Raw genomic sequence first — 26,380 nt, 5'->3', positions numbered from 1 at the left:
CCGTTCGGCTGTACCATGAGACCCCGTCTGCTGCCCGCTATTTCCAAAACACGGTATGGGGCTGGCAAGCACGGGGATACAGAGCGGATACATTCAGGAAATTGGCAATGACTCAATCGCAACGTTTGAAATACTCGATTCTGGTGGTCCTCGTGGTTCTGGCGATCATGCTGGGACTGACCTGGATGCAGAACAACGGCATGATCAGCGAGCAGCTGTTTCAATACATCGCGATTGCCGTCGCGGTCATCGTGGTCGTGATCAACGGCGTGATGCGACGCAAGGTCAAGCCCTGAGCGCAGGCGTCACTCCCCGCCCTGGAGCACGTGCATGGCCTTGCGGTGCAAACTGTAGGTCTTATCGGGGTTAAGGGTGACGACACCCTCGCTGCACAGGCGCTTCAACACCTCGCGCACGCTGAGGAAGGACAATGGAATGTCCAGCCCCAGCAGTTGACTGTGTACGCCCCGCACACCCAGGCTGCGGTTTTCATCGGCGGCCTTGAGTAATGCATCGATGACCTTGAGGCGAATCAGGCTGGTTCTGAGGCCGAAGCTCTTGAGCAAAAGCCTGATGTGTTCATTGCTACCTCGTTCTGCCGGCCTGTCGAACAGGTTGTGAGTGGCTGTCGCCGGAACGCCGGTCGACCTGGGCTTGCCCTCCATGGGCTGACGCGCGTCATGCATGCAAAAACTCCTTACCAGCCTGTTCAGAAAAGGTCACGGATACTCTCCTGTAATAGGACGAACGAACGCGGCCAATCATGAAGGCAAAAAGCTGAAAAATTTGTCTGGAGGCGATCAAACGCCCGTAGTCAGGCGGTGCCAGGCCATTAATTTTTTTTCATCCCATTCGTTTTCAAGGGAGGCACATTCCGGCCAGGCACGCGGTATGTGAATTCCCAGGCAGCCGTCCTGGTTTTAGAAAGTATTGGATCAGGAGTGAACGTGAGAATGTCCGGGCAGTTATCGAGGTTTGGCCTCGCAGGTGTGTTTTTCGCAGTGAGCCTGGGGTTCAGCTGCGTCGCCAGCGCTCAAAGTGATAAAGAACAGGCCAGTGCCGAGATCCGCCGCACCAGTTTTGGCGTGCCACATATCCGGGCTCAGGATGAGCGCGGGTTGGGCTACGGCATCGGGTATGCGTACGCTGAGGATAATTTATGCCTGCTGGCCAATGAGATCGTCACGGTCAATGGTCAACGCTCGCGCTACTTCGGCCCGGAGCAGGTCACGCTCGAACAGCGGGAGAACCGCGTCAGCGATGTATTTTTCAACTGGCTCAACACGCCGCAAGCCGTTTCCGGTTTCTGGCAAGCCCAGACGCCTCAAGTACAGCAACTGGTCGAAGGCTATGTGGCGGGTTTCAACCGCGCGCTGGCCGAACGCAAGGCCATCGGCCTGCCCGAGCAATGTGCCAGTGAGTGGGTGCGGCCGATCACCGCGCTGGACCTGGTCAAACTGACCCGGCGCCTGTTGGTGGAAGGTGGCGTCGGCCAGTTCGCCGAAGCCCTGGCGGGCGCTCAGCCGCCACAAGCGACGGCGGACGTTGGCGAGCCGAGGACAGGTTTCGCAGGCGCTGCGACCCGGCAGCAGCGTTTCGCCCTGGAGCGTGGTAGTAACGCGGTCGCCATCGGCAGTGAGCGCTCCTTCAACGGGCGTGGGATGTTGCTGGCGAACCCGCACTTCCCATGGCTGGGGGGCATGCGTTTTTACCAGATGCACCTGACCATTCCCGGCAAACTGGACGTCATGGGCGCGGCCCTGCCAGGCTTGCCCGTGATCAACATCGGTTTCAGCCAGCACCTGGCCTGGACCCACACCGTCGACACCTCTAAACATTTCACGCTGTACCGTCTGCAACTCGACCCGAAAGACCCGACCCGCTACCTGCTCGATGGTCAATCCGTACCGATGAGCCAACAGACGGTGACGGTGGACATCAAACAACCCGATGGCCAGGTGCAGAGCGTTTCGCGGGTGGTCTACGGCTCGCAGTTCGGTCCGATCGTGCAATGGCCCGGCCGGCTGGACTGGGATGACAAGTTCGCCTACAGCCTGCGCGATGCGAACCGGGAAAATGATCGGGTGCTCGCCCAGTGGTACGCCATGAACAAGGCCGTCACGCTCAAGGACTTGCAGAGTGCGGTCCATGAGATCCACGGTATTCCATGGGTCAACACCCTGGCGGTGGACGATCAGGGGCAAAGTCTCTACATGAACGTGTCGGTGGTACCGAACGTCGATGCCGACAAGTTGGCCCGCTGCAGCGACCCGCGGGCAGGGCTGCAACTCATCGTACTGGACGGCTCACGCGGCGAATGCGCCTGGGATATCGATCCCGAGGCCGTGCAAAAAGGCATTTACGCCGCCGACAAGCTACCGCAGTTGTTGCGCCGCGATTATGTGCAAAATTCCAACGATTCGGCCTGGATGGTCAACCCTTCACAACCCTTGTCCGGTTATTCGCCCTTGATCAGCCAGCAAGACCAACCGCTGGGCCTGCGTGCGCGTTTTGCTCTGCAGCGGCTGGGTCAACTGGCCAAGGACGGGCCGGTGAAGGTCGATGACTTGCAGCGTATGGTCATGGACGACCAGGTCTACCTTGCTGATCAGGTGATGCCCGACCTGCTGGGCTTTTGTGCCGGTGACCTGGGGGCCGATGCCGTGACGTTGACCCAGGTGTGCAACGATCTCAGGGTCTGGGATCGAACCGCTGGCCTGGACAGCGGATTGGGCTTCATTCATTTCCAGCGCATCATGGCGCAGTTGCAGGGGGTGCCTGATTCATGGCGTGTCCCGTTCGATCCGCAAGACCCGCGACATACTCCAAACGGCCTGGCGATTGAGCGTGCCCCGGTGCACAAGGCTGTGCGTCAAGCCATGCTGGCCTCGCAGGCCTCTGTGAAGGCCGCCGGATTGCCGAAGGATAGCCGCTGGCAGGACATCCAGGTTGCCAGCAGTGGCAGCCGGCAGACGCCAATCCACGGCGGCCCCGGTGAGCTGGGGATCTATAACGCGATTCAGAGCGTGCCAGGGGCCAACGGCAAACGGGAAGTGGTCAGCGGCACCAGCTATCTGCAAGTGGTGAGTTTTGATGGCAAAGGACCTCGGGCTGAAGGTCTGTTGGCATTTTCCATTTCCAGCGACCCGGCATCGCCGTATTCGGCCGACCAGACCCAGGCATTCTCGAAGAAGCAATGGAGTGCGCTACCGTTCACCGAACAGCAGATCAAAGCCGATCCGCACTATCAGGCGGTGATCATCCGTGAGCGTGATGAGGCGGGCAGGGTGGCCGCGCACTGATCGCTGTTGTTTTACACAAAAGCCGCGACCTGATCAGGTCGCGGCTTTTTCAGTTGGACGGCCGTTGACCGATGGAGTTGAGGACTGGATTGCCGTCCTGGTTCTGCGTCAGGTAGACCGGCAGGACTTTGGGCAACGAAGGCACCAGGTTCTTCACTTCGTTGAGGTTGTAGATACCACCGATACGCAGGGCGCCCGTGCTGTTGTCGGCCAGCATGACGGGATGCTCGAGATAACGATTGATCAGCGGGAGCGCATCGCTGAGGGCAAGGTTGTCCAGCACCAGCTTGCCGTTGCGCCACGCCAGCGAGCTGTCGTTGGCATCGACTTCACGGATTTGCGGTTGGTAGTCGCCAGCTTTGTAGCTGGCCTGCATGCCCGGCGACAGTTGCGAGCCGTTACTGGCAAGTGCCTGGTTGCTGGTCACCCATACCGAGCCCTCCACCAGCGTCACCCGGACCTGATCCTGATACATCCATACATTGAAGCGAGTGCCGGTCACGCGCACCTGGCCCTGGCCGGCCCGTACAACGAATGGGTGTTGTGTGTCATGGCTGACGTCGAAAAACGCCTCGCCCTTTTTCAGCGTCACCCGACGCTCATTCTTGTAATTGGCAAATACCAGTTCACTGCCCAGGTTCAGTTCTACCTGGCTGCCGTCACCCAGGGTGATGTGACGCACGCTTGTATCCGCTTCGAATCGTTCGTAGGAGTTGGCAACCCAGCCCAGGTTCCAGCCTGTGTAGGCGGCCAGGGGCACGCCCAGCACAAGCACCGCGGCTGCGACAGCCATCCGACTCCAGCGGGACCGAGGTCGCGGTATTGGCGCGGGAGATGGTGCCGCTTCGACACGCGGAAGATGATCGGCCACGGCCCAGATCTCCAGCATGGCTTGGTATTCGAAAGCGTGCAGGGGATCGGCATCGTGCCATTGTTTGAATGCCAGCCGTTCGGCGTCGGTGCAGTCGACGGCGTGCAAACGCATGCACCAATGCGCGGCCGCATCGGTAATGGCGTCGTATTCGGCTTCCGAGAGTGTATGTTCGGTCATTGACTCTTCCTGGTTTGCCGCATTCTAACCTTCGGCATGACCTGTCGAGAACCGCCATCATGGCGTTTGCACATCAAAATGAGCCTGTTTTTTCCGGTCAAAGGCTCGAACACCGGTATGTCGTGGTTATAGCGTGGCATACATCTCGTGAAAAAAAGATCAAGACCCGTCCGCGCGCAGCGTTCGCAGAGGCCGTTTAAAACGTGGCAGCGGGACTCAAGGGTGGGGAGTCCAGCTGTCGACCCAGCTCACAGATGAGTAGCGTCATGGAGTCGGCGTTTCGCAAGATCACGTCGATGCGTGCTGTCGGTGAACCTGGATCCAGAAAGATACTGCGCGCCTCGCTCATGCTTCTGGCGCCGGTCATCTTCAGGATTTCCCGGGCCATATTCCGATGCTCGGGGAAAAGCTCCAGGCTCTTGAGCCCGCCGGCTGCACTGTCCCAGCCCATGAACAGTTTGGATCGTGGCGTGGTCAACGACAGCCCGTTGCGTTGCTGGTCCTTTTGATAATTGTATTTTGAATGTCCGAACTGAGTGGCATTGGAAATCAGGTCCAGAAACGGCAGTGCCGCGTCCAGATAGACAATATCGAGCGTGTCGAAAAGCTGATGAGAAACTTCGTGGATAAGCACCGCGGCCTGGGCGTGGGCATCGACATTGAAGGAATCCGGGACCGCGTCCTTGTACCAATCCAATCCGACCTCGAAGAAATACTGGGTCAGATAGATTCTTCCTGCCGTTTCCGGTTCGAGCACGAATGCAGTGGCTTTATCGTCCATGTATTTCAAACGGCCGATTACAAGGCGCTTGGCGTTGCGGGTTTCCCAGGACGGGTCGGCCAATGCTCGGCACAGCGGCGAGACGGCGGTGTGTATTTTCTTGATCAGGCTGGCGTCGACTGTCCTCACCCCAAAAAACGTCTTCAGGAAGGTATCCAGCCGAGAGCCCGGCGGGACCTGATGTTTGATCTGATCCAGATTATGCAGGGCGTTGAATGAGTAATACCTGGCCACCTCCAGGGCCTGCTCGATCATGTTTGCGTAAGCCGGGTATTTGCGGCGTATTTGCGCCATGCCCCGAGCCTCAATGTTGAGCGACGTTGAAGCCTTGTAGTCGCTGTAGGAATTGGCCAGCGTTGACATCACTTTGCCGTAGCGAATGGTCTGCCGTTGTGGGTCTACGGTCCATTGCTGGTTATCAGGCGACTGCCTCAGTATTGGGCCCTCTCCCTGTTCATGGACCACGCGCCAGACCTGATTGGCTTTGGCCACCTGAAAAACCATGCCGGCAACAGGTGCGTAAAGCTTGTCGGACCCTGGGGCCCTGTAGGTTCCGTCGATCCGGTTCTTCTGCAGGTTGTGCAGGCTCACCTCCGTGGCTTCGAAGGCCCGCAGGTTGGTGCGCGTCGGGGCGGTGGAGGCGATGTCTTTCCAGCGGGGCGGGGTCGCCATGGAGGCGTTCTGCGTGCCGGGACTTATCGGGTCGAGCAGGCCGAAGGTGTCGTCGCGATTCAGGAAGCCAAGTGAGACCATCTCTGCCGCGCCGGCGATGAAGTCGTGCAAGCCTGCTTTCCAGTCATGCTGCTGCAGGGATTCAGAAGAGGCCTTGAAGTCTTGGTAACTTTCCCAAAGCGTTTCGATAAACGTCAGTTTGCCTTGCAACTGCCGCCCCACCAGTTTGACGCCGGCGCTGAACAAATGCAGGGCCGTTTCCCAGTCAAACTGGCGGTTTTTTTCTGTTTGTGCGCTCAGCATGTCCGATAACAGGGTTGTATTGTCGTTGAACAATACATCGAACAGGTTGGTCTTGATCGGATTGGAAGCCAGGGTGATTTCCGATAGAGAACCGACCGTGGCGGCGAACAGGTTCTTGAACGTGGCTTGCTGGCTTTCGGGAAGTCGACGAATCAGCAGGTCCTGCAACGCGCCCGGCGTGTTGAAGGCTGCAATGAGGCTGGCCTGGTCCTTGAACTCGGTGAAGTTGTGGCCCGCATGGTAGGGGGAATACAGCACATGGGGGGCAGTATCATCGGTGCTTGATCCGATCAGGTAGAGCCCCAGTGCCTTGATCGCCGCAGTTCCCCGGGTTTTGATCAGCTCCAGTGGACGAATCAACGCGCTGGCGCCGTCCACTGCCTGGCGTGCGATGGCATCCGGCATGTCCAGTACCTGGCGAATCAAGTCAAACCCTGTGGGAGAAAGGTGCTGTTGTAGATGCAGTGCGTGGGCATGTTGCAACAGTTGCCAGGGCAACTGCCGGCGAAATCGCTGCTTTCTTTTCTGGCCATCGGTCGAGGTAGTGGAGAGTTCGTCCAGTACGATCTTTTTATAGGCGGTGGGGATGTCCAACGAAAGCATTTGCCTGACAGCCGTCTCGTTCAGGCTGTCGGGCAACGCGCGCCCGGAGGTCGAGGACACCCTGAAGCCTGTCTTTTGAGTGAAGTCGGCATGATTGAGGGCGAACTCGGTCAAGCTGCTGGCGGGCCCCGCCAACGCATGGTTCGGGGTGATCAACAGGGTGGCGGGATCCAGGTCTTTTATGGCGAAACGCGCATCCAGGAGCGCTTTGAGCTTTTTGCTCACATAGGTGTGCAGGGGCTCGATACCGTCCAGATAATCCTCGTCATCGTCGACACTGCTTCTGTATTGCTCAAGCAGGTCAACCTGTAGGCGCTGTTCTTCAAGTGGTGCGGCGCCAAGCCAGGCGGGGAGTTTCTGTTGCAAGCGGATCGCCTGGGCGATACGTGTGGCGTGTGTCAGATTGGTAGGCGCGGCCTTTTCAAGCAATGTGCCCAGGCTTTTTACCCGTTCAGGCCCTGTCAGTTGCCAGTCCCCGCTCTTTAGCGTGCTCAGATACCTGTATTGGGCCTCGAACAGTGCGTTGAACGACTTCATCCGATTGAGCAGCACGTTGTCTTCGATCAGCTCAAACCCATCAAGCTGATAGCGTCCATGGGGCTTGCGTTGGGCGGGCCAGAGGTTGGCGAGCAGACCAGAGCGCTTTCGTGAGTCGAGCAGGTGGCGATTCAATTGCTGGGTGGCAAGTTCGACTGAGGCAAACACTTGTAAACCATCGGCCGGTGTCCAGAGAATTGCCAGGCCGGAATGAGGCGTATCCAGCCCGCCGCGTTCGGTCAGCAGGAAACAATTGGCCAGCGGCAAGGAGACGGTTTTGCCGTCCTCGGTACATGCCAGCCTCAGCGAATAGACATCGGGCCGGAAGCCCTTTACCCCGATGCGTTGAGTGCGGTCCGGATATTCGGCATCAAAGGCAAAGACCGCGGCGATAAGGTCGCGCGCGGCGGGAGACAGGGTTGCGTTGAGTTCTCTGAGTTCGGCTTCTGCACGTATTCCCAGGGAAAATACGTTGGTCAGTTTAGGAAGAAGGCCTTTCAATGCGTGACGCAGCGAGGTGTCGCTGGAGAGTGGCAATCGGCTCAGTTCGGCATTCAAGGCCTCTTCGACACTGGCGTAGCTCTTGATCTTCCTCTCCAGTTGATCAGCCATGAAATTGGACGGGCGCAGGTCCCCGTAAAAAACCGGCTGCGTGCCCCAGTGTCCAGCGGTTTTTTGCGTCAGCAGGTTTTTGCCGATCAGGCTGCGTATGTCCAGGGCCTTGTCAACGAGCGCGTGGACGTCCACGTCCCCCTGGCGGGACATCTCCATTGCAAAATGAAGGTTTTTCGACTGTTTGCCGATGATCGCATCAGCCAGAGACTCGAATACCGGCCACGTCACCGCCTTACCTGACACCTGGGGATCGTCAAAGCGCAGGAAGCGGTTGCGCTCCTCCAGGCTGAGCAGACTGTAGAGTTCTTCCTTTCGCCCTGCGCCGGTGGGGGTATTGAGCAGTGCATCCTTGAAACCCAGGTAGTTGTCGACTTTCTCAAGGCCGTGACTGGGGGTATAGAGATAGTGTCCCTTGGCGCTGATCATCAAAGAACCCGCCAGCTCTACGTAGAGCGGCTCATATTCCCAAAGACGCAGGGTTTCGATAAACAGCAGCGGTTCGTCCGGGCGAGATGGCCTGTACAGCCGCAGCAGTTCCTGGGCGTGGGCCTCGGTGAGTTGTCTTTTCTCCCGCTTGATCAGAATCGTGGCTTGTAGCGCATCGCTGAGAACTTGGGAAAGAAAGCGCCGGCGCGAGGTATTGAACGGGCCGGTGGCGTCCCAATAAGCGTCGATACAGTGGGCAAGGCTGGGGATCAGGTTGCTGGCGGTCACCTTCAACACGCTCTCCCATTGACGCTTGTTTTGCGGTGATACGGTGATGCCTGGATGAATGAAGTCAACGTCTTGCCCGGCGGGCCGACCCTGGCTGTGGAAGTAGGCCAGGACCGCCTCGCTGAGTGTCATGCTTCTGGTCAACTGGCTTGTCTTCTGATTCCCCGCGCTACTCCCCGTGCTCATGGTTACGCGGGTCTGTCGATGATCAAAGTTGGACAGCACCTCATTCAAGATCGCGTCAAGCATCGTACTGAGGGAGGGTAACTTGATCAGTTCATCCACCATTGTTCGGGCGTTGAGGCTTTGAGCGAACTCGATGGACTCGACCAGGGTGTTGAAGACGTCACCGTCGATACGTTGCCGGGTCGTTCTGATCGCGGAGGTGCTGTTGAGTTCGGCGCGCTGGGAAATCGATAACAGCCGAAAAAGATCGTCACGCTCGGCTGGACTGTCCAGCATTGCTTCCATCTTCTCTTCGAGAGCTTCGGGGCTGTCGAATTTTCTGATTCCGCCGTAGGGCGTGTAGAGGAACGCAGGCTGGGTCTGCGCTGCGTCTGCGTCTGTCAGCGCTTTGAGCACAAGGCAGCCGGCCAGCGGGATCGGCGCGTTTGCGTCGACCTGCAAGCGAATCGTTTCGGCAGACATGGGGGGCGTCTGTGCGGCGCGCAGCGTATGGTTGGACAGGGACACATGGTGCAGCCAGTCGAGGTCGGCCTGGGTCAATCCGTGGGGGGCGTTCAAGTCCTCCAGGTTATTGGCGGCCAATACCTCGGGAAATAATAACGGCGTCGTTGCAGTGGTCATCGTTGCTTCTCGCTCAAGGCGCCGCGAGGCGGCACGTTTGGTGGATGAGCGGCCAGACTAGGCAACGATCAATGAGCCAAGGTGGTACATAGTTACCGCACCCAAGCGCGGTGATCAGCGTAATCCGGCACGAGCAAGCTTTGCTCCGACAGTGAAGCGGTGTTTAATCAGCCGGCTGGTTCCCCTTACGCTGTTGCTACCTCCAACAATCACTCTGGAGCTTCAGATGTCTGCGCTATCCGATCATGCCGGTTCAAGCACCCTGTCTTTTTCCGCTTTGGTGAGCTTGCTGGAGAAAATATTCCTGCGACACGGCACGTCGGCCGAGGTCGCGCGGGCCCTGGCCGAAAACTGCGCCGGAGCCGAACGTGATGGCGCCCACAGTCATGGGGTGTTTCGCATTCCCGGTTATGTCTCGACGCTGAAAAGTGGTTGGGTCAATGGTCAGGCAGTACCCACAGTCGAAGATGTGGCATCAGGGTTTGTACGGGTGGACGCTGGTAACGGCTTCGCCCAGCCGGCCCTGGCCGCCGCACGTCCGTTGCTGGTGGCCAAGGCCCGCAGCGCCGGGATTGCAGTGTTGGCGATCCACAACTCCCATCACTTCGCTGCCCTGTGGCCGGATGTCGAGCCGTTTGCCTATGAAGGTCTCGTGGCATTGAGCGTGGTCAACAGCATGACGTGCGTGGTGCCTCACGGTGCTGACCGTCCACTCTTTGGTACCAATCCCATTGCCTTCGCTGCGCCACGGGCAGATGGTGAGCCGATTGTCTTCGACCTGGCCACCAGCGCGATTGCCCACGGAGATGTGCAGATTGCTGCACGCAAGGGCGAGTCACTACCGCCAGGAATGGGGGTGGACAGCCTCGGTCAGCCGACCTGCGATCCGAAGGCGATTCTCGAAGGTGGGGCGCTCCTGCCTTTTGGCGGACACAAGGGCTCGGCGTTGTCGATGATGGTCGAGCTGCTGGCGGCCGCCCTGACCGGTGGCAACTTTTCCTTCGAGTTCGATTGGCACAACCATCCTGGGGCCAAGACACCCTGGACCGGCCAGTTGTTGATTGTGATCGACCCGAGCAAGGCCGCCGGGCAGAACTTCGCCGAGCGCAGCCAGGAGCTGGTCAGACAGATGCATGGTGTCGGGTTGCGACGGCTGCCGGGTGATCGTCGACACAACGAGCGCAGCAAATCCAATGAGCGGGGGATCGCACTGGACGAGCAGACATTGGCGCAGTTGCGGGAGTTGGCGGGTTTGTAAAGCCGGCTTCGGATGAGGCTCTGGCGGTTCACGCATCAGTGGCGAGGAAATAAATCTCCTCGCCACACTATCAGTGATCATTCAAACAGGTTTTTGCCAAGGGCTTAACGGCGTCCGAGCAACAACCCCACCACCAGGCCGAAGCCTGCGGAAATGGCCACGGTCTGCCATGGATGTCCGCCGATATAGACTTCGGTGGCATCGACCATCGGCCGGGTCCGCTCCCGTGCGCTGGCAACCGAATCCAGGGCTTGTTGCAGCTTCTGCGAGATCTGGTCGCGCAGGTTTTCAGCGTCTTCGCCGACCAGTGAGGCGCTGCTTTTGAGCAGCTTTTCCGATTCCTCAATCAAAGCCTTCAGTTCGCTGAAGGCTTGATCCTTGATTTGCTCTCCATTCCCTTGCAGCGTGCTTTTGCGAGCCATTGAGGTACTCCTTGCTGATGATGGCAGTGAACAATGGAGTGCTGCCCTTGAGCAAAAGTTGCAGCGTCTGGCAGCGGCAGCACTGTGGATCATAAAACGTGGTTAAGACGCGCCTCTTCAAGGTGTAAGATGGCGCATATTTACGCAACAGGTAATTCCCATGAGTTTCAATCTGGCTGACAAGCCCCTGGCCGAGCGCGCGGCACTGGAAGACGAAAAGTCCCGACTTTTTGAACTGTGGCAAAACAATCTGGGCAAGGCCAAGGGTGACGCGGCCCGGTTGTTCGGCGAGCGTTCCAAGCGCAAGGGCAAGTGGTCCGAATGGGTACGTGCCGAACTGGACGGCATGTCGCCGCCTGAGTACGCCAACATGGTGCGCAGTGAAGTCAATCGTCTGATGGCAGCCAACAAATAAACCTCAGGCAAAGGTCGCGATGATAGCCTCACGCACCTTGACCACGGCCGGGTCCATCTGCGTATGGGTTCGCCAGCCCAGTTCGATCGGGTAGCGGGGCAGGTCCAGCGGGCAGGGCAGCAACGCCAGGCCACTGAGGGAGGCGATCGCCGCGGCGGCATGCAGCGGAATGGTCGCCACGGCCTGGCTGCCCTTGAGCAGGAACGGCAGGGCGGCAAAGTGGGTGGTCGAGGCACACACCCGCCGGCTCAGCCCAAGGCCGGCCAACCCTTCGTCGGTGATGCCGATGAACCCACCGGAAGACACGAGCAGATGCTCACGGGCCACGAACGCCTCCAGGGTCAGCGTCTGCTGGTCCTGCGTCAGGCTGGCCGGGTCGACGAGACAGGCGTAGTCGCCTTCGCCCAGTACCTGACGGCTGAGCAAGCGTTCGGTAAACCCTCCCGCCGTGATCGCCAGATCGAAACTGCGCTCCATCAGCGCCCGGCCGACGATCTGGCTATGGGTCTGGCGAAAAATCAATCGCAGCCCCGGCGCGCGTCGTGCCACGTCCTCGATCAAGCGCCGGCCATGGGCAATTTCGAAATCATCGGACAACCCGACGATGACCGAGCGACCTTCGTAGTGACTGGCATCGGGGTCAACCATCGCCAGGCTCTGGCGACATTTATTCAGTGCGTCGCTGATCACCGGTTTGAGCTGATTGGCCCGTAAGGTCGGCGCCAGGCCGCGGCCAGTGCGCACAAACAATTGATCGTCATACAGGTTTCGAAGCCTGCGCAGCGCCGCGCTGATGGCCGACTGGGTCACGCCCAGGCGTAGCGCGGCGCGGCTGGCGCTGGATTCATCGTGCAGGGCTTCGAAGGTCTTGAGCAGATTAAGGTCGACATCCGCGATATTCATAACACTCATATCATTTAGCAGCGTATGGGGCTTTATTCATGATCGTCTGGCACCTGAAAATCAGCAACCCCAGATGATCGAGGAGTTGAAAACCATGCCCAAATCCATTGTGGCTGCCCTGCAGATCGGCTCGTTGCCCGGAGGCAAAGCTGACACCCTGGCGCAGATCCTTTCCTATGAAGATGCCGTACGCCAGGCCGGAGCACGCTTGGTGGTGATGCCCGAAGCGCTGCTGGGTGGGTATCCGAAGGGAGAAAGCTTCGGTACACAGTTGGGGTACCGGTTGCCCGAGGGACGCGAGGCCTTTGCTCGTTATTTTGCCAACGCCATCGACGTGCCGGGCAGTGAAACCGAGGCCTTGGCCGGGTTTTCGGCGCGCACGGGGGCAAGTCTGGTAGTGGGTGTCATTGAGCGTGACGGCAGTACCTTGTACTGCACCGCCCTGTATTTCGAGCCCGATGCCGGCCTGGTGGCCAAGCATCGCAAGCTGATGCCCACTGGCACTGAGCGTCTGATTTGGGGTAAGGGCGACGGCTCGACTTTACCGGTGATCGACAGCCAGGTCGGTCGTGTAGGCGCTGCGGTGTGTTGGGAGAACATGATGCCGCTGTTGCGCACCGCGATGTACGCCAAAGGGGTGCAGGTCTGGTGTGCGCCGACGGTGGATGAGCGGGAGATGTGGCAGGTGACCATGCGTCATATCGCCCACGAAGGTCGTTGCTTCGTGGTCAGCGCCTGTCAGGTTCAGGCCTCGCCTCAGGCGCTGGGCATTGAAGTGGCGAACTGGCCTGCCGAGCGTCCCCTGATTGCCGGCGGCAGTGTGATTGTCGGCCCCATGGGGGACGTCCTGGCCGGTCCGCTTAAAGGCACAAGCGGGTTGTTGACCGCCGAAATCGATACCGATGAACTGGTACCGGCGCGCTACGACTATGACGTGGTCGGCCATTACGCCAGGCCCGATGTGTTCGAACTGGTGGTGGACGAGCGGGCCAAACCCGGCGTGCGTTTTACTCGCTGATTTACCAAGTGGCCGCGGTACCCGGCAAGTCCAGGGTGCCGCGGTCCACGAAGCGCAGGGTGCCGAACAGTCCACCGGCCAGTTTGCCTTTGAGTACGTAAGGCAGGTTGTCCAGGCTTTGGGTCTGGCTCAGGCCCAGCGTCTGGCGCAGCACGGAGAAAGCCGAGATGCTCACTGGCACGCTCAGTACCGCCTCGGAGAACCGTGGGATGGATCCGGTCTGATCGCTGACCCCCGATGCCAGTGTCCGGCCATTAACCTCGAGGTCGAGCGCGACACCGTTGTAATCGATGGCGGTTTCGTTAGGGTTCTGCAATCGCAGTTTCACGGCAAAGCGCATCTCCAGCTCCTGGCTGGGCAACGGTTCGATGCCCACCACGGTGATGTTCAGCGGATCGCGGTGCGGGAAGAGGGCGCAGGCGCTCAGGCTGAGCAACATCAGGAAAAGGGACACACCGAGGGCTCTGCGCATGGATAAACTCTCACGATAATAGGTAGGGCAAACGGGCGAGCTGTTGAGCACGATAACCCACATTTCTCTCAAACCACCGCACATCACGCGGTTTCCCGTCCAGTTCAATCCAGACAGGGCTCATGGCTCCTGACAGTTTCTGACAGCAGGCTCTGCTAATCTGCGTCAATCTTTTTTCCGGATCGCCCATCGTGTCGCGTACCACTCGACTGCTCACATTATTGCAAGTCTTGCGAGGCAAGCGCTGCCCGGTTACCGCTGCGACATTGGCGGCCGAGTTGAAAGTGTCCGAGCGCACGCTCTACCGCGATATCGCCGAACTCTCGGCCCTGGGGGCGCCGATCCAGGGCGAGGCGGGCATTGGCTATGTGTTGCGCAGCGGCCTGTTCCTGCCGCCATTGATGTTCACGGCTGATGAAATCGAAGCCATTGTGCTGGGGCTGCGCTACGTTGATCAGCGTGGCGACGAGGTGCTGGGCAAGGCTGCTGCCGACGCTTTGGCCAAGGTGGCCGCAGTGCTGGCGCCTGACGTCCGGGATGCCCTGCGCAACCCCACGGTATTGCCCGGGCCTCCTGGCTATGGCTATCCACAGAATACGGTGGAGCTGAATGTGTACCGCCAGGCCATTCGCGCCCAAGCCAAGCTGCATATCGATTACGCCGACGTGAACAAAACCCCCAGCCAGCGCCTGATCTGGCCGTTGGCCCTGGGTTTTTTCAATGAGGCGCGGGTAGTGGTTGCCTGGTGTGAACTACGCGGCGCCTATCGGACCTTTCGCACTGACCGGATTGCTTCTGCCACCGAGCAGGGCGAGCGCTATCCTGGCCGGCGCAGCGACTTGTTGCGCGCCTGGTTCAAGCTGATGGAACTGGACGAAATGGGGCGTTTCACTCCTGACAAAAACTGACACAAGGCTGTTCTAGCATGGTGTCAGATCGATAAAACAAGGAGCCCTACCATGTCCAATCCCGTCTCTTCCCTGGCCCCGGCCATTGCCGGCTACATTGCAGCCGCCAATGCCCGTGACAGTTCGGCGGTGACGCGTTTTTTCGCCGAGGATGCCAACGTGTTCGATGAAGGCCAGCACCGCGCCGGCACCCAGGCCATCGCTCAATGGATGGAAGACACCGCCCGGCGTTTACAGCCTCGGGTCGAGGTGCTCAATGTGCAGCAACGCACCGGCAAGGTGCTGGTGCATAACCTGATCTCCGGAACTTTCCCCGGCAGCCCGCTGGAGTTGCGCTACACCTTCCGGCTCGACGAGCAGGGGAAGATCAGTCGGCTGGATATCTCGATCTAGATGTTTGCACGTTGGATCGTCAACACCTGTGGGGAGGGGATAAATCGCCCTCGCCACAGGGTTTTGCTTGGATTCACAGGCAGGTGAGATCACTCACTCAAAGCCGCCGACATGGCATACTCCCCGACCTCGTTTTCCGGATCCGGGCCGTATGACTTTCGACTCCCCCTTGAGCGCCTGGCAGCATGCCATCGAACACCATGGCTTTGTCCAGGATGAAGCCCAGGAACTGGCCATCATGGCTCTGCAAGAGTGCCACCAGGCACTGCACGAGGGGCGCAAGTCGATCCAGGGCGTTTATCTCTGGGGGCCGGTCGGCCGCGGCAAGACCTGGTTGATGGACCGTTTCTACGAAAGCCTGAGGGTGCCGGCCCGTCGTCAGCATTTCCATCATTTCATGGCCTGGGTGCATCAGCGCTCGTTCCAGCTTACGGGCACGCCGGACCCTTTGCAGGCATTGGCTGCAGAACTGAGCCAAGAGGTCAGGGTGTTGTGTTTCGACGAGTTGTTCGTCACCGACATTGGCGATGCCATCATTCTGAGCCGTCTGTTTCAGGTCATGTTCGAGCGGGGCATGGTGGTGGTCAGCACCTCCAACCTGCCGCCCGAGGAGCTTTATGCCAACGGCCACAACCGCGAGCGATTCCTGCCCACCATCACGGCGATCAAGCAGCACATGCGGGTCGTGCCGGTGAACGGATGGCAAGATCATCGCCAGCATCCGGGAGCATTGCAGCAGCGCTACTGGCTACGCGACGGCGGACAACCCGATCCGTTGGAGGCTGTTTTTGCCCAGTTGACCGCAGGACAGGCGTCCAACAGTTTGCCGATTGAAGTTGGCCATCGTCTGCTTCAGCCCGTGCGGGCCAGCGATACGGTGCTCTGGAGTCGTTACGCGGATATGTGCGAACAGCCGTTCTCAGCCATGGATTTCATGGCACTGTGCGACCGTTTCAAGGCCATTCTGATCAGCGACGTACCCAATCTGAGCGCCGAGCAGCGCGAGGGGCGCATTGCCCGTGGAACCGAAGACGGGGTTGAAAGGGTCGAGGCCGGTGATCGTGAGTTGCCGCAGTTGTCCATTCATGATGACGGTGTGCGACGGTTCATTGCCCTGGTCGATGAATGCTACGACCGCAAGGTGCCGTTGTACCTTTCGGCACAGGTACCGATGGACCGGTTGTACACCGAGGGCTATCTGCAATTCCCGTTTCGTCGTACGCTCAGCCGCCTGCAGGAAATGCAAATGCAGCGTTTTGGTCAGTCCGCCTGACCGTATCCCGCCGACGGCACCGGAGCCGTCGGTACTACCGAAGTGAGATGGAACGCCGTGGAAGAAACCAGGGACATTCTTGTATTGCAAGCCAGCTACACCAATGCAGTCCACGCCGAAGCAATCTGTTATGTGCTCAACGGCTATGCCGAAGATCCAATGGGCGGTGGTCAGTCGCTGCCGCCGGAAGTGCTGCTGCATCTACCCGAGGAACTGGCCAAGCGCCCGCATGCCTTCAGCGTACTGGCTTTCGTCAACGGCGAACCAGCGGGCCTGGTCAATTGCTTCGAAGGTTTTTCGACCTTCGCCTGCAGACCGCTGGTCAATGTCCACGATGTTGTGGTGATGAAGCCGTTCCGCGGGTTGGGGTTGAGCCAGAAGATGCTGCAGAAGGTCGAGGATATCGCCCGCCAGCGGGGTTGCTGCAAAATCACCCTGGAAGTGCTTGAAGGCAATGCCATCGCCCAGGCCAGCTATACCAGGTTTGGCTTTGCCCCTGGCATGTTCGACCCGGCCCATGGCCGTATGCTGTTCTGGACAAAGCCCCTGTAGAGGCCGCCCCTGTGGTAGCGGGCGAGGGCAGTGCGGTTATTTTTGCACGACCCGCACCGCAGGCGTCTTGGGCTGCATCAGGCTGAAGTCGATCAAGGCTTTGCGCTGGTGTTCATAAGGGTTGCCGATCAACAGCGGGCGGGCCTTGAAGTCATCGTTCACCAGGCTTTTACTGCGGTCCAGCTCATCAAAACTCAAACCGGCCAGGTCTGCCCAGGTGTGGATCAAGTGAGCGCTGCTGTAGGGGCGTGACAGGTCAGCGCTGAAGTTCCAGTCATGAGTTTCACGCCACTTGGGCGAGGCCCAGGCGATGAACGGAACGGTGTACATCGGCGCGGTCGGCTTGCCTTCGTTGCGGCCAAGCGTGCTGTGGCCCGGCGAATCGAACACGTCTTCGCCATGGTCCGACAGGTACAGCAAAAAGCCGTTGGGGTCGGTTTTGGCGTAGTCCTTGATCAGGCTGGACACTACGAAGTCGTTGTACAGCACCGCGTTGTCGTAACTGTTGTAGGTCGGGACCTGGTCGTCACGTACCCCCGCCGGTACGCCCTGGCGGTCGGTGAACGTCTTGAAGCTGGGCGGATACCGGTATTGATAGCTCATGTGGGTGCCGAGCAGGTGCACCACGATCAGTTTGCGCGCAGCGCTGTCTGCCAGGGCCTGGTTGAACGGGGCGATCACATCGCCGTCGTATTGCGCCGCGTTCTGGTTGCGGTTGTTGTTCAGGTATACCTGCGCATCGGCTTGTTGAGAGAAGGTCGTGAGCATGGTGTTGCGCTTGGTCATGGTCTGCTGGTTAGTGATCCAGAAGGTCTTGTAACCGGCCTGCTTCATCATGCTCACCAGGGACGGTGTGCTCAGGTAAAGGTCTGGGTTCTGTTCATCGGCGAACGTCAGCACCTGCTGCAGCGCTTCGATGGTGTAGGGGCGCGGGGTGATGACATTGTCGAAAACCGAGAGCTGGTCCTTGAGCTTGTCCAGTTCCGGCGTGGTTTTCCTTGGGTAACCGTACAGGCTCATGCGCTGGCGGTTGGTGGACTCGCCGATGACCAGCACCAGAGTGGCGGGCTGGTCGGCCATGGCGTCCTTCAGGTGGCCCAGGGGGGCGATCTTGCTGGCGCTGTGAAGCATGCCCTGCATGTTTTCCAGTTGTTCGCCATAGCGCCGGTAAGCAACCAGCATCTGCCACGGCACGGCCGGCTCGATGCGACTTTCGAATTTCTCCAGGCCACCGGCAAATGTACCTGCACGCAGGGTGTGCTTGACCAGCGGATAGCCGGCAACTGCCACCACAATCGCAGTCGCCGCGACCATGGCTTGGCCGCGGGGCAGGTACACCGGGCGCAGACGTGTCCAGAGCCAATATCCGACGGCGGTATGGGCCAGGAAGGCCGCCACCATCCACCAGGCAAAATACTGCGTCATGTACTCGCCGGCTTCGGACACGTTCGATTCGAACATGATGAAGATGACGCTCTGGGAAAACTCCTGCTGATAGATGAAGAAGTAGCCCAGGCTGGCCATGGAGCAAGCCCACAGGACCACGCCGATCAGCGCAGCAAGTAAACGGGTCCGGGCAGGAAAGAGCAGCATGGGCGCAAGCCACAGCGCGCTCATCACGAATGCCTGGCGAAACCCGGTGAACCCAGAGGTGTCGGTCACCAGTATGAGCAGTTGGGTAATGCCCGAGAAATACCAGAAAAACAGAAATAACCAGCCAAACCCGGCCCAGTCGAAACTTTTCGCAGTCGTTGTGCTGCGTTTGAACAAACTCATCAAGCGCTCCAGCCTTCCTGTCGACAAAGCCGCTGGCACCCAATGGATGCCCACAGACATGCGCCGAACTACCTAAAAGGCCGGGAGTATCGCGATGGGGGTGTGAAAAGTTTGTTAGATATTTGGTTACAAAACGAATGTCGGGGGGCTGTGGCGAAGGCGTTTTTTGTGGCGAGGAGGTTTATTTCCGGTGGTCGCGTTGCAACCTCACGCACTGAAACCCGCGCACTCAGGGGCTGGCCGCTACGTGCTGCGGCAAGAACACATGCCCTTGGCACGAATGGGTACACATGGAAATGACACCGGTTTGTCCAGTGCCACTTCCGGCGCCGCGCCTCTGCTCGGGGGTTACCGAGCCAGGGCCTGGCTCTGATGGGACAGCTGGGAGTGTTGCAACTGCATGCGCAATTGCGTCACCTCATCAAGCAGCAGATCACGCTCTTCTTTGAGCAGGCGTAATTCGTCGCGACGAATGGTCACGTAAAGGGTTTGGGGAGGACGTGCGGTAACTACGGAGTCCATTGCTCACCTCGCAAATGGCGTACATCAACTATAGAGATGTCGCCAGTATTTGGTCGACACCTCTACTATCGGCGCCGATTCTGATTTCTTTTGCTTGTGATTGGAACTTTTTTATTTTTCATGGTCGCTGTGTCTTTGGCCGGATCTGGAGCGTTATCCCTTGTGATCGCTCGAATTACCCGGAAACTATGCAGCAATGCTCTGGACTAACCTCCACTCGTCGATTGAGCTAAACCTTTGACACACCTTTATTTGTAGTAGGGAGCATCAGCACATGCAACTCGGGATCATTGGACTGGGCCGCATGGGCGGCAATATTGCGCGGCGCCTGATGCTCAATGGGCATACCACCGTCGTCTACGATCGCAATGCCGCCTTTGTTGAAAACCTGAGCCAGGAGGGCGCAACGGGCGTCGCGGATCTGCCGCAACTGGTGGCCGGTCTGGAAAAACCACGGGCTGTCTGGGTCATGTTGCCTGCCGGCGCACCCACCGAAGACACGATTAACGCTCTCAGCGAGTTGCTGGAGCCGGGCGACGTCATCATTGATGGCGGTAACACGTACTACAAGGATGACATCCGTCGCGCGCAGGCGTTGTCGGTCAAGGGCCTGAATTATATCGACGTCGGCACTTCCGGCGGCGTCTGGGGCCTGGAACGCGGTTATTGCATGATGATTGGGGGTGACGCCGAAGTGGTGAAGCGCCTGGACCCCTTGTTTGACAGCCTGGCACCAGGGATGGGCGATATCCCGCGCACCCGGGACCGCAAGTCCGACGATGATCGCGCTGAACGCGGCTACATCCACGCGGGCCCAGCCGGTTCGGGGCATTTCGTGAAGATGATCCACAACGGCATTGAATACGGAATGATGCAGGCCTTCGCCGAGGGCTTTGACATCCTCAAGACCAAATCCAGCGAAAGCCTGCCACCTGAGCAGCGATTTGACTTGAACGTGGCCGATATCGCCGAAGTCTGGCGTCGCGGCAGTGTGGTGTCGTCCTGGCTGCTGGATTTGACCGCCGACGCCTTGGCCAGCGATCCGAAGCTGGACGGCTTCTCTGGTGAGGTTGCCGACAGTGGTGAAGGGCGCTGGACCATCGAAGCGGCCATTGAGCAAGCGGTGCCGGTGCCGGTGCTCTCCAGTTCATTGTTCGCCCGTTTCCGCTCGCGCCAGCAGAGCACCTACGGTGACAAGATGCTCTCGGCCATGCGCTTTGGCTTCGGTGGTCACGTGGAGACGCCGAAAAAATGACCTCGATCGGCAGGAAATCCAAGGCAGAACCCGCGCCGCCGACCACGCTGTTTCTGTTCGGCGCCCATGGTGATCTGGTCAAGCGTCTGCTGATGCCGGCGCTGTACCACCTCAGTCGCGACGGGCTGCTGGGGGATGGCCTGCAGATCATTGGCGTTGACCATAATGCTATCAGTGATGTGGACTTCGCCCGGAAACTCGAGGATTTCATCCGTCACCAGGCGGCGAGCAAGGGCGGTGATGCCGACCGGGCGCTCGACCCGGTGCTGTGGGCCAGCCTGGCTCGGGGCATCAGTTATGTTCAGGGTGACTTCCTCGACGACAGCACCTACCAAGCACTGGCGGCGAAAATCGCCGCCAGGGGCACCGGCAACGCGGTTTTCTATCTGGCGACCGCGCCGCGCTTTTTCAGTGAAGTGGTCCGCCGCCTTGGCGCGGCTGGGCTGCTTCAGGAACAGGATGATGCCTTCCGGCGTGTGGTGATCGAGAAACCGTTCGGTTCCGACCTGCAAACCGCCGAAGCGCTCAATGCCTGCCTGCTCAAAGTCATGAGCGAAAAACAGATCTACCGGATCGACCATTATCTGGGCAAGGAAACGGTGCAGAACATTCTGGTCAGCCGTTTTTCCAACAGCCTGTTCGAGGCCTTCTGGAACAATCACTACATCGACCACGTACAAATCACCGCCGCGGAAACCGTTGGCGTGGAAACCCGTGGCAGTTTCTACGAACACACCGGCGCCCTGCGGGATATGGTACCCAACCACTTGTTCCAGTTGCTGGCGATGGTGGCCATGGAACCGCCGGCCGCCTTTGGCGCCGATGCGGTGCGTGGTGAGAAGGCCAAGGTGGTCGGGGCCATTCGCCCCTGGTCGGTGGAGCAGGCCCGCGCCAATTCGGTGCGTGGCCAGTACACCGCAGGCCACGTCGGCGACAGACCGGTCAATGGTTACCGCGAGGAAGCGAATGTCGCGCCCGACAGCAATACCGAAACCTACGTCGCCCTCAAGGTGATGATCGATAACTGGCGTTGGGTCGGGGTGCCGTTTTACCTGCGCACAGGCAAACGCATGAGTGTGCGGGACACGGAAATTGTCATCTGCTTCAAACCGGCGCCTTACGCGCAGTTTCGCGATACCGAAGTCGATGAACTGCAACCTACGTACTTGAGAATCCAGATCCAGCCCAATGAAGGCATGTGGTTCGACCTGCTGGCCAAGCGGCCGGGGCCAACCCTCGACATGGCGAATATTGAGCTGGGATTTGCCTACAAGGACTTCTTCGAAATGCAACCGTCCACGGGCTACGAAACCTTGATCTACGACTGCCTGACCGGCGATCAGACCTTGTTCCAGCGTGCCGACAACATTGAAAACGGCTGGCGTGTGGTCCAGCCGTTCCTCGATGCCTGGCAACAGGACGCGACGGTCCAGTTCTACAAGGCCGGTGAAGATGGTCCGTCGGCCGCAGATGACCTGCTGACACGCGATGGCCGCGTTTGGCATGCGCTCGATGAGTGATCAGGTGAAACACCCCATCCGGTTTTTACTCAGTGACATGGACGGCACGCTGCTGCTGCCCGACCACAGTCTCAACCAGCGCACTATCGAGGCCGTTCGCTCGCTGCGCGAGGCGGGCGTGATGTTCAGCCTCGCCACCGGGCGGCCGCCCCGGGCGATGTTGCAGCAGATCGAAGCCTTGGGCGTGGACCTGCCTACCGCCGCGTTCAATGGCGGTACGCTGGTCCACCCGGACGGCAGTTTCCTCGCCGTGCACTACCTGCCACCTGAGGCGGCTTTGGCGACGCTGGCCTTGTACGCCGACCAGCCTGATATCGAGGTCTGGGTGTTTGCCGACGGCGACTGGCTGGTGCGCGACGCCAACGGTCCGATGGTGCCGGTGGAGACGCGTGGGCTTGGCTATCCGCCGGTGCAAGTCGAGAGTTTCGAGCCTTACCTGGAACGTATCGACAAGATCGTCGCCACCAGCGCCAATACGCAGCTACTGGTTGAGCTGGAGGCGCGTTTGCATCCGCTGCTCAAGGGCCAGGCTCAGGTCTCGCGTTCGCAACCGATCTATCTGGATGTGACGGCGATGCGGGCAAACAAGGGTGAAGCGCTGGCGACCCTGGCAGCGTTCCTGGGGGTGCCGTTGGAACAGACTGCCGCCATGGGCGACGGTGGCAACGATCCGGCGATGTTTCACCGTGCGGGGTTGTCGATTGCCATGGGGCAGGCGGAGGAGGCGATTCAGCGTCAGGCCGATGTCATCACCGCAGCCAACACCGAAGACGGCGCGGCGCTGGCAATCGAGCGATTCATTCTGGCTCGATGAACCAAGCAAATCCTCAGGGCCGGTACCGCACCACCACTGCTCGATACTTGCCATGCAGAGAATAGCCGCCCACCAGGATCTTCCCGTCTGCCTGCAGCGCCAGGGATGTGGCGGTGTCGAGGCTGTAGCCCAGTCGAGTGCGGACCCAACCTCTGCCCTCACCGAAATCCGGATCGAGGCTGGCGTCCGGCAAGTGCCGGGCCAGAACGAAGTCAGTTTCGATACCGCCGATGGTGGCCCCAGCGGTCACCAGCTTTGCGTCTGCTTGAAGCTGGGCCGCCGTCCACTGACTGGCGCTGTTGCCAAATTTCAGGAACTGACACTGTACTTGATTGCAGCGAGGGTCCGGTTTGCCGTCCCTGCCCACTCTTAGCGACAGGCAATGCATCGGGTCGCGGCTGCTGCCCAGTGCTTGCAGATCACCGTCTGGAAGTTGGACGATCTGGCTGACCATCACGCTGTGCTGTTGGGTCGTGATGGACAGGAAACCGTCCTCGCCAAAGCTGTCATCAAGTGTGCCGCTGGGATCATAGCGGGCCATCAAACCTTGTTGGGGCAAGTCAATCACTCCGCCGACCACGATGCTGCCGTCGGCCTGAAGCGCCACACAACCCAGCCAAGTGTTTTTCAACAGATGCCGGACCATCACAAAGCCGCGGTTGTTGAACGAAGTGTCCAATGCGCCGTCGGGCAGGAGCCGGATCAGGATGCCGACATGGTCAGATAATTGGTAATGATGATTGGCGAGGATGAGGATCCGGCCATCGGCCTGCACCCGCATGTCGCAGGCTTCAAGACCCGGTACGCCGGGTGGGAGCCAGGTGTCGCGCAGACCTTGGGAAAGATTGCCGCACAGCCGTATGACCTGCCGCCCGGCGCTGCCGAAGCTTTGAACGGCGCGGCCCTGCTGATCGAACAGCGCGATGGCGGGCAGGGTGCGGTCGGTGTTTTCGTAGTGCAGACCGGACAGCAGGATACGGCCGTCGGGTAATTCCATCACCTTGCCTGCCGTGGCTTCGAAGCCGCGCTCAAAAGAGCCGATCACATAGCCATGGTGTCCGAAGCTCGCGTCAGCCGAACCGTCGTGGTTGAGCCGTGCAAGCCCGAACCGGCTGCCTTCGGTCGTTTCGATCCGGGCTGCCACCAGGATCCTTCCGGCATGATCGACCGTCAGGCCCGTGGTCCGGCTCCCGAAGCTACCGGTAAAATGCACCCAGGCTTTACCGTTATCGGCAAAGCCTGGGTCGAGTTGGCCGGCACAGGCTGCGGCCGTCCGCATTGCAAACGCGGTTTGATCGAGCATGCATGCCTCTCCTTGCGTGTCGATAAGCCCGGAGGGGCGACGACTGCATGAGGGCAACATTCAATCCCTGAATGTGACAATGCACAACTATCAGACGCTGCAGAAACAGCAGCGAATCGTGCCAGAACACTGGCTTTTCGATCCAGTGCAAAGCCTGCAATCCATCATCAGGTTTACCGCTAAGGATTTACTCAGGCATGGACCAGGATTGCAGGGTGTAGCCTTCCTGGCTCAACTCGGCACGGGCCTGTTTCAAGCAGTCAGCCAGTTGGGCCGGGTCGGTGTAGGCACTGCTTGGAATCTGAGTGCGGCCAATATGAGTATTGGTGCGGTCAATGACGGTCAGGCTCAGTTCACCATTACCGTCTTGTGGAGCCCAGGCCACGCATTGAAAAGGACGAAAGGCGCGGTCGGCAATCAAAAGAGCTTCGTTGATACGGAGCGGGGCGTTCATGGCGTTATCTCTTAAGTATGCCCAATCAAATGATGTGCCGTCGGTTGGGCGTACCGGGCGGCTGGTTACTTGTACTGATGTCTTGTAAGGGGGGGCAGGTCACACATTCCTTAAATAAATTTCGATTTTCTTTCAGACCCGGCTTTTGGACTTTTGTTTGAAAGCTTGATGAAAGATTCAAGCGGGCGACAACTAACGAAACGCGCGCTTATAACCACTTTAAAGCGAACTCGATAATCAATTGATACAAGCAGGTGTCAACTTCTTGCTACTGTTACATGCAGGTTCGCCAAACGACTGTTTTTCCTCATATTCCTTATTTTGGCGCCAAGGATCAGTCATGATCGAAGCCAGTACGTCGCGTCGTCTGCTCGTGGTTGATCCCTGCGATGATTGCCATCGCCTGTTGCCCGGATTACGCACCATTGGCTGGGACGTGGAGAGCTGTTCCCTTGAACATGCGGGCGATCGAACGTGCGATGTGGGCCTGTTGCGACTTCAACCTTTTCATCTGGAACGGCCGGAGGCGGTCAAGGAGTTGATCAGCCGCAGCGGCACCGAGTGGATCGCCGTGCTGAATCAGGAAGTGTTGCGTCTGAAGAATGTGGGGGACTTTGTCTGCGAGTGGTTTTTTGATTTTCATACCTTGCCATTCGACGTGTCCCGGGTTCAGGTGACTCTGGGCCGCGCCTTTGGCATGGCGCGTTTGCGCGGACAGGGCTCGATTCACATCAATGAGCCCGAACATGAATTACTGGGCGACAGCAAACCCATTCGGGAGCTGCGCAAATTGTTGAGCAAACTGGCACCTGCCGAATCGCCCGTGTTGATTCGCGGTGAAAGCGGCACCGGCAAGGAGTTGGTGGCGCGCACGCTGCATCGCCAATCCCATCGGCGCAACAAACCGTTCATTGCCATCAATTGTGGCGCGATACCGGAGCACTTGATCCAGTCGGAATTGTTCGGGCACGAGAAAGGCGCTTTCACGGGTGCCCATCAGCGCAAGATCGGGCGGATCGAAGCAGCTCACGGCGGCACCCTGTTTCTGGATGAAATTGGCGACCTGCCGTTGGAGCTACAGGCCAATCTGTTGCGTTTCCTGCAGGAGAAACACATCGAGCGGGTCGGAGGCAGCCAGCCGATCGCCGTGGATGTGCGGATTTTGGCCGCCACCCATGTGGATCTGGAAGCAGCCATCGAGCACAAGCTGTTTCGTGAAGACCTGTATTATCGCTTGAACGTGCTGCAGGTGCTGATGGCGCCGTTGCGTGAACGCCATGGCGATTTGTCGATGCTGGCCAGCCACTTCTCGCATTTCTACAGTCAGGAAACCGGTCGCCGGCCTCGCAGTTTCAGTGAAGACGCGTTGGTGGCCATGGGCAAGCATGACTGGCCGGGCAATGTGCGTGAGCTGGCCAACCGAGTACGTCGCGGCCTGGTGTTGGCCGAGGGGCGGCAGATCGAAGCGATGGACCTTGGCCTGACAGGTCATCAAGGGCCGGTGGCGCCGATGGGCACCCTTGAAGACTACAAGACCCGTGCTGAGCGCCAGGCGTTGAGCGATGTGCTTAACCGGCACAGTGACAACCTGAGTGTTGCTGCCCGCGTGCTGGGCATATCCCGACCGACGTTCTACCGGCTTCTGCACAAGCATCAAATCCGCTGAATCAAGCCTTGCCCTATTCGATGTGGGGGCGAGCCTGCTCGCGGTAGCGGTGTGTCAGTCACCAACAGGTC

Annotated in this window: 23 protein-coding genes; 13 read left to right on the top strand and 10 right to left on the bottom strand. The window is 59.2% G+C overall.

All coding sequences use genetic code 11. The features are described from left to right. Nucleotides 1–107: 107 nt before the first annotated feature. On the top strand, nucleotides 108–296 hold the full coding sequence (locus tag T3A99_RS05420; RefSeq protein WP_047226561.1) for a hypothetical protein: 189 nt from the start codon (nucleotides 108–110) through the stop codon (nucleotides 294–296). A gap of 9 nt (nucleotides 297–305) precedes the next feature. Here T3A99_RS05420 and T3A99_RS05415 read toward each other — a convergent pair whose 3' ends face one another. Then, nucleotides 306–686 (bottom strand): fe2+ zn2+ uptake regulation protein, encoded by a 381-nt coding sequence (locus T3A99_RS05415; protein WP_047226560.1) that lies wholly within the window; start codon nucleotides 684–686, stop codon nucleotides 306–308. Between the two features lie 267 nt (nucleotides 687–953). Between T3A99_RS05415 and T3A99_RS05410 the strand changes: the two genes are divergently transcribed. Continuing rightward, nucleotides 954–3,302 (top strand): acylase, encoded by a 2,349-nt coding sequence (locus T3A99_RS05410; RefSeq protein WP_160892640.1) that lies wholly within the window; start codon nucleotides 954–956, stop codon nucleotides 3,300–3,302. A 49-nt stretch (nucleotides 3,303–3,351) separates the two neighbouring features. Here T3A99_RS05410 and T3A99_RS05405 read toward each other — a convergent pair whose 3' ends face one another. Both T3A99_RS05405 and T3A99_RS05400 read right to left on the bottom strand, forming a co-directional pair. Beyond that, nucleotides 3,352–4,353 carry a FecR family protein gene (locus T3A99_RS05405; RefSeq protein ID WP_322834025.1) on the bottom strand — a complete coding sequence of 334 codons (1,002 nt, stop codon included), beginning with the start codon at nucleotides 4,351–4,353 and terminating at the stop codon, nucleotides 3,352–3,354. A 196-nt stretch (nucleotides 4,354–4,549) separates the two neighbouring features. Beyond that, nucleotides 4,550–9,304: a dermonecrotic toxin domain-containing protein gene (locus T3A99_RS05400; protein WP_322834024.1), complete on the bottom strand. Its 4,755-nt coding sequence runs from the start codon at nucleotides 9,302–9,304 to the stop codon at nucleotides 4,550–4,552. A 307-nt stretch (nucleotides 9,305–9,611) separates the two neighbouring features. On the opposite strand from T3A99_RS05400, the gene T3A99_RS05395 reads away from it, so the two are divergent. Beyond that, nucleotides 9,612–10,643 carry an Ldh family oxidoreductase gene (locus T3A99_RS05395; RefSeq protein ID WP_322834023.1) on the top strand — a complete coding sequence of 344 codons (1,032 nt, stop codon included), beginning with the start codon at nucleotides 9,612–9,614 and terminating at the stop codon, nucleotides 10,641–10,643. 104 nt (nucleotides 10,644–10,747) lie between these two features. Here T3A99_RS05395 and T3A99_RS05390 read toward each other — a convergent pair whose 3' ends face one another. Beyond that, entirely contained in the window at nucleotides 10,748–11,065 is a 318-nt protein-coding gene (locus tag T3A99_RS05390; RefSeq protein ID WP_047226556.1) for a DUF883 family protein, read from the bottom strand. Nucleotides 11,066–11,225: 160 nt separating this feature from the next. On the opposite strand from T3A99_RS05390, the gene T3A99_RS05385 reads away from it, so the two are divergent. Beyond that, complete coding sequence (locus T3A99_RS05385) at nucleotides 11,226–11,480, top strand: hypothetical protein (RefSeq protein ID WP_076384979.1); 255 nt, start codon at nucleotides 11,226–11,228, stop codon at nucleotides 11,478–11,480. A gap of 3 nt (nucleotides 11,481–11,483) precedes the next feature. Here T3A99_RS05385 and T3A99_RS05380 read toward each other — a convergent pair whose 3' ends face one another. Beyond that, entirely contained in the window at nucleotides 11,484–12,383 is a 900-nt protein-coding gene (locus T3A99_RS05380) for a LysR family transcriptional regulator (RefSeq protein WP_172833799.1), read from the bottom strand. A 94-nt stretch (nucleotides 12,384–12,477) separates the two neighbouring features. On the opposite strand from T3A99_RS05380, the gene T3A99_RS05375 reads away from it, so the two are divergent. Continuing rightward, on the top strand, nucleotides 12,478–13,401 hold the full coding sequence (locus tag T3A99_RS05375) for a carbon-nitrogen hydrolase family protein (RefSeq protein WP_047226639.1): 924 nt from the start codon (nucleotides 12,478–12,480) through the stop codon (nucleotides 13,399–13,401). Between the two features lies 1 nt (nucleotide 13,402). Here T3A99_RS05375 and T3A99_RS05370 read toward each other — a convergent pair whose 3' ends face one another. Beyond that, nucleotides 13,403–13,873, bottom strand: coding sequence for an LEA type 2 family protein (locus T3A99_RS05370; protein ID WP_047226553.1), 471 nt, complete (start codon nucleotides 13,871–13,873; stop codon nucleotides 13,403–13,405). Nucleotides 13,874–14,064: 191 nt separating this feature from the next. On the opposite strand from T3A99_RS05370, the gene T3A99_RS05365 reads away from it, so the two are divergent. The 4 genes from T3A99_RS05365 (at nucleotide 14,065) to T3A99_RS05350 (ending at nucleotide 16,999) form a co-directional block, all read left to right on the top strand. Further along, nucleotides 14,065–14,781 carry a helix-turn-helix transcriptional regulator gene (locus tag T3A99_RS05365; RefSeq protein WP_047226552.1) on the top strand — a complete coding sequence of 239 codons (717 nt, stop codon included), beginning with the start codon at nucleotides 14,065–14,067 and terminating at the stop codon, nucleotides 14,779–14,781. A gap of 51 nt (nucleotides 14,782–14,832) precedes the next feature. Further along, nucleotides 14,833–15,174, top strand: a complete 342-nt coding sequence (locus T3A99_RS05360) for a nuclear transport factor 2 family protein (RefSeq protein WP_047226551.1) — start codon at nucleotides 14,833–14,835, stop codon at nucleotides 15,172–15,174. Between the two features lie 151 nt (nucleotides 15,175–15,325). Continuing rightward, nucleotides 15,326–16,447 (top strand): cell division protein ZapE, encoded by a 1,122-nt coding sequence (gene zapE / locus T3A99_RS05355; RefSeq protein ID WP_076384977.1) that lies wholly within the window; start codon nucleotides 15,326–15,328, stop codon nucleotides 16,445–16,447. Nucleotides 16,448–16,504: 57 nt separating this feature from the next. Then, nucleotides 16,505–16,999 (top strand): GNAT family N-acetyltransferase, encoded by a 495-nt coding sequence (locus T3A99_RS05350; protein ID WP_047226549.1) that lies wholly within the window; start codon nucleotides 16,505–16,507, stop codon nucleotides 16,997–16,999. Between the two features lie 36 nt (nucleotides 17,000–17,035). Here the strand turns inward: T3A99_RS05350 and T3A99_RS05345 are convergent, their stop codons facing one another. Together T3A99_RS05345 and T3A99_RS05340 are read right to left on the bottom strand one after the other, a co-directional pair. After that, nucleotides 17,036–18,775 (bottom strand): phosphoethanolamine transferase CptA, encoded by a 1,740-nt coding sequence (locus T3A99_RS05345; RefSeq protein ID WP_322834022.1) that lies wholly within the window; start codon nucleotides 18,773–18,775, stop codon nucleotides 17,036–17,038. A 348-nt stretch (nucleotides 18,776–19,123) separates the two neighbouring features. Next, nucleotides 19,124–19,297 carry a DUF6026 family protein gene (locus T3A99_RS05340; RefSeq protein ID WP_171061379.1) on the bottom strand — a complete coding sequence of 58 codons (174 nt, stop codon included), beginning with the start codon at nucleotides 19,295–19,297 and terminating at the stop codon, nucleotides 19,124–19,126. Between the two features lie 250 nt (nucleotides 19,298–19,547). On the opposite strand from T3A99_RS05340, the gene gnd reads away from it, so the two are divergent. Genes gnd through T3A99_RS05325 form a run of 3 tightly spaced genes read left to right on the top strand, consistent with a single transcriptional unit; the run spans nucleotide 19,548 to nucleotide 22,886 of the window. Further along, nucleotides 19,548–20,552: a phosphogluconate dehydrogenase (NAD(+)-dependent, decarboxylating) gene (gnd, locus tag T3A99_RS05335; protein ID WP_260990091.1), complete on the top strand. Its 1,005-nt coding sequence runs from the start codon at nucleotides 19,548–19,550 to the stop codon at nucleotides 20,550–20,552. Beyond that, on the top strand, nucleotides 20,549–22,072 hold the full coding sequence (zwf, locus tag T3A99_RS05330; protein ID WP_173406998.1) for a glucose-6-phosphate dehydrogenase: 1,524 nt from the start codon (nucleotides 20,549–20,551) through the stop codon (nucleotides 22,070–22,072). The genes gnd and zwf overlap by 4 nt, the downstream gene beginning before the upstream one ends. Then, nucleotides 22,065–22,886, top strand: coding sequence for an HAD family hydrolase (locus T3A99_RS05325; RefSeq protein WP_047226638.1), 822 nt, complete (start codon nucleotides 22,065–22,067; stop codon nucleotides 22,884–22,886). Before zwf ends, T3A99_RS05325 begins: the two co-directional genes overlap by 8 nt. Before the next feature lie 13 nt (nucleotides 22,887–22,899). Here T3A99_RS05325 and T3A99_RS05320 read toward each other — a convergent pair whose 3' ends face one another. Then, complete coding sequence (locus T3A99_RS05320) at nucleotides 22,900–24,189, bottom strand: hypothetical protein (RefSeq protein ID WP_322834021.1); 1,290 nt, start codon at nucleotides 24,187–24,189, stop codon at nucleotides 22,900–22,902. 187 nt (nucleotides 24,190–24,376) lie between these two features. Then, nucleotides 24,377–24,643, bottom strand: coding sequence for a hypothetical protein (locus tag T3A99_RS05315; RefSeq protein ID WP_047226544.1), 267 nt, complete (start codon nucleotides 24,641–24,643; stop codon nucleotides 24,377–24,379). A 340-nt stretch (nucleotides 24,644–24,983) separates the two neighbouring features. On the opposite strand from T3A99_RS05315, the gene T3A99_RS05310 reads away from it, so the two are divergent. Then, nucleotides 24,984–26,309, top strand: a complete 1,326-nt coding sequence (locus T3A99_RS05310) for a sigma-54 dependent transcriptional regulator (RefSeq protein WP_047226543.1) — start codon at nucleotides 24,984–24,986, stop codon at nucleotides 26,307–26,309. Nucleotides 26,310–26,380: the final 71 nt, after the last annotated feature.

Source organism: Pseudomonas sp. N-137 (genome assembly GCF_034555295.1).
Taxonomy (GTDB): Bacteria; Pseudomonadota; Gammaproteobacteria; order Pseudomonadales; family Pseudomonadaceae; genus Aquipseudomonas; species Aquipseudomonas rhizophila.
Note: the sequence above shows the minus strand (reverse complement) of the source record. Positions and strands in the feature narration are given on the sequence as shown.

Coding starts and splice junctions, on each gene's coding strand:
- T3A99_RS05420 (WP_047226561.1), top strand. CDS start 108: ATGACTCAATCGCAACGTTTGAAATACTCGATTCTGGTGGTCCTCGTG.
- T3A99_RS05415 (WP_047226560.1), bottom strand. CDS start 686: ATGCATGACGCGCGTCAGCCCATGGAGGGCAAGCCCAGGTCGACCGGC.
- T3A99_RS05410 (WP_160892640.1), top strand. CDS start 954: ATGTCCGGGCAGTTATCGAGGTTTGGCCTCGCAGGTGTGTTTTTCGCA.
- T3A99_RS05405 (WP_322834025.1), bottom strand. CDS start 4,353: ATGACCGAACATACACTCTCGGAAGCCGAATACGACGCCATTACCGAT.
- T3A99_RS05395 (WP_322834023.1), top strand. CDS start 9,612: ATGTCTGCGCTATCCGATCATGCCGGTTCAAGCACCCTGTCTTTTTCC.
- T3A99_RS05390 (WP_047226556.1), bottom strand. CDS start 11,065: ATGGCTCGCAAAAGCACGCTGCAAGGGAATGGAGAGCAAATCAAGGAT.
- T3A99_RS05385 (WP_076384979.1), top strand. CDS start 11,226: ATGAGTTTCAATCTGGCTGACAAGCCCCTGGCCGAGCGCGCGGCACTG.
- T3A99_RS05380 (WP_172833799.1), bottom strand. CDS start 12,383: ATGAATATCGCGGATGTCGACCTTAATCTGCTCAAGACCTTCGAAGCC.
- T3A99_RS05375 (WP_047226639.1), top strand. CDS start 12,478: ATGCCCAAATCCATTGTGGCTGCCCTGCAGATCGGCTCGTTGCCCGGA.
- T3A99_RS05370 (WP_047226553.1), bottom strand. CDS start 13,873: ATGCGCAGAGCCCTCGGTGTGTCCCTTTTCCTGATGTTGCTCAGCCTG.
- T3A99_RS05360 (WP_047226551.1), top strand. CDS start 14,833: ATGTCCAATCCCGTCTCTTCCCTGGCCCCGGCCATTGCCGGCTACATT.
- zapE (WP_076384977.1), top strand. CDS start 15,326: ATGACTTTCGACTCCCCCTTGAGCGCCTGGCAGCATGCCATCGAACAC.
- T3A99_RS05345 (WP_322834022.1), bottom strand. CDS start 18,775: ATGAGTTTGTTCAAACGCAGCACAACGACTGCGAAAAGTTTCGACTGG.
- T3A99_RS05340 (WP_171061379.1), bottom strand. CDS start 19,297: ATGGACTCCGTAGTTACCGCACGTCCTCCCCAAACCCTTTACGTGACC.
- zwf (WP_173406998.1), top strand. CDS start 20,549: ATGACCTCGATCGGCAGGAAATCCAAGGCAGAACCCGCGCCGCCGACC.
- T3A99_RS05325 (WP_047226638.1), top strand. CDS start 22,065: ATGAGTGATCAGGTGAAACACCCCATCCGGTTTTTACTCAGTGACATG.
- T3A99_RS05320 (WP_322834021.1), bottom strand. CDS start 24,189: ATGCTCGATCAAACCGCGTTTGCAATGCGGACGGCCGCAGCCTGTGCC.
- T3A99_RS05315 (WP_047226544.1), bottom strand. CDS start 24,643: ATGAACGCCCCGCTCCGTATCAACGAAGCTCTTTTGATTGCCGACCGC.
- T3A99_RS05310 (WP_047226543.1), top strand. CDS start 24,984: ATGATCGAAGCCAGTACGTCGCGTCGTCTGCTCGTGGTTGATCCCTGC.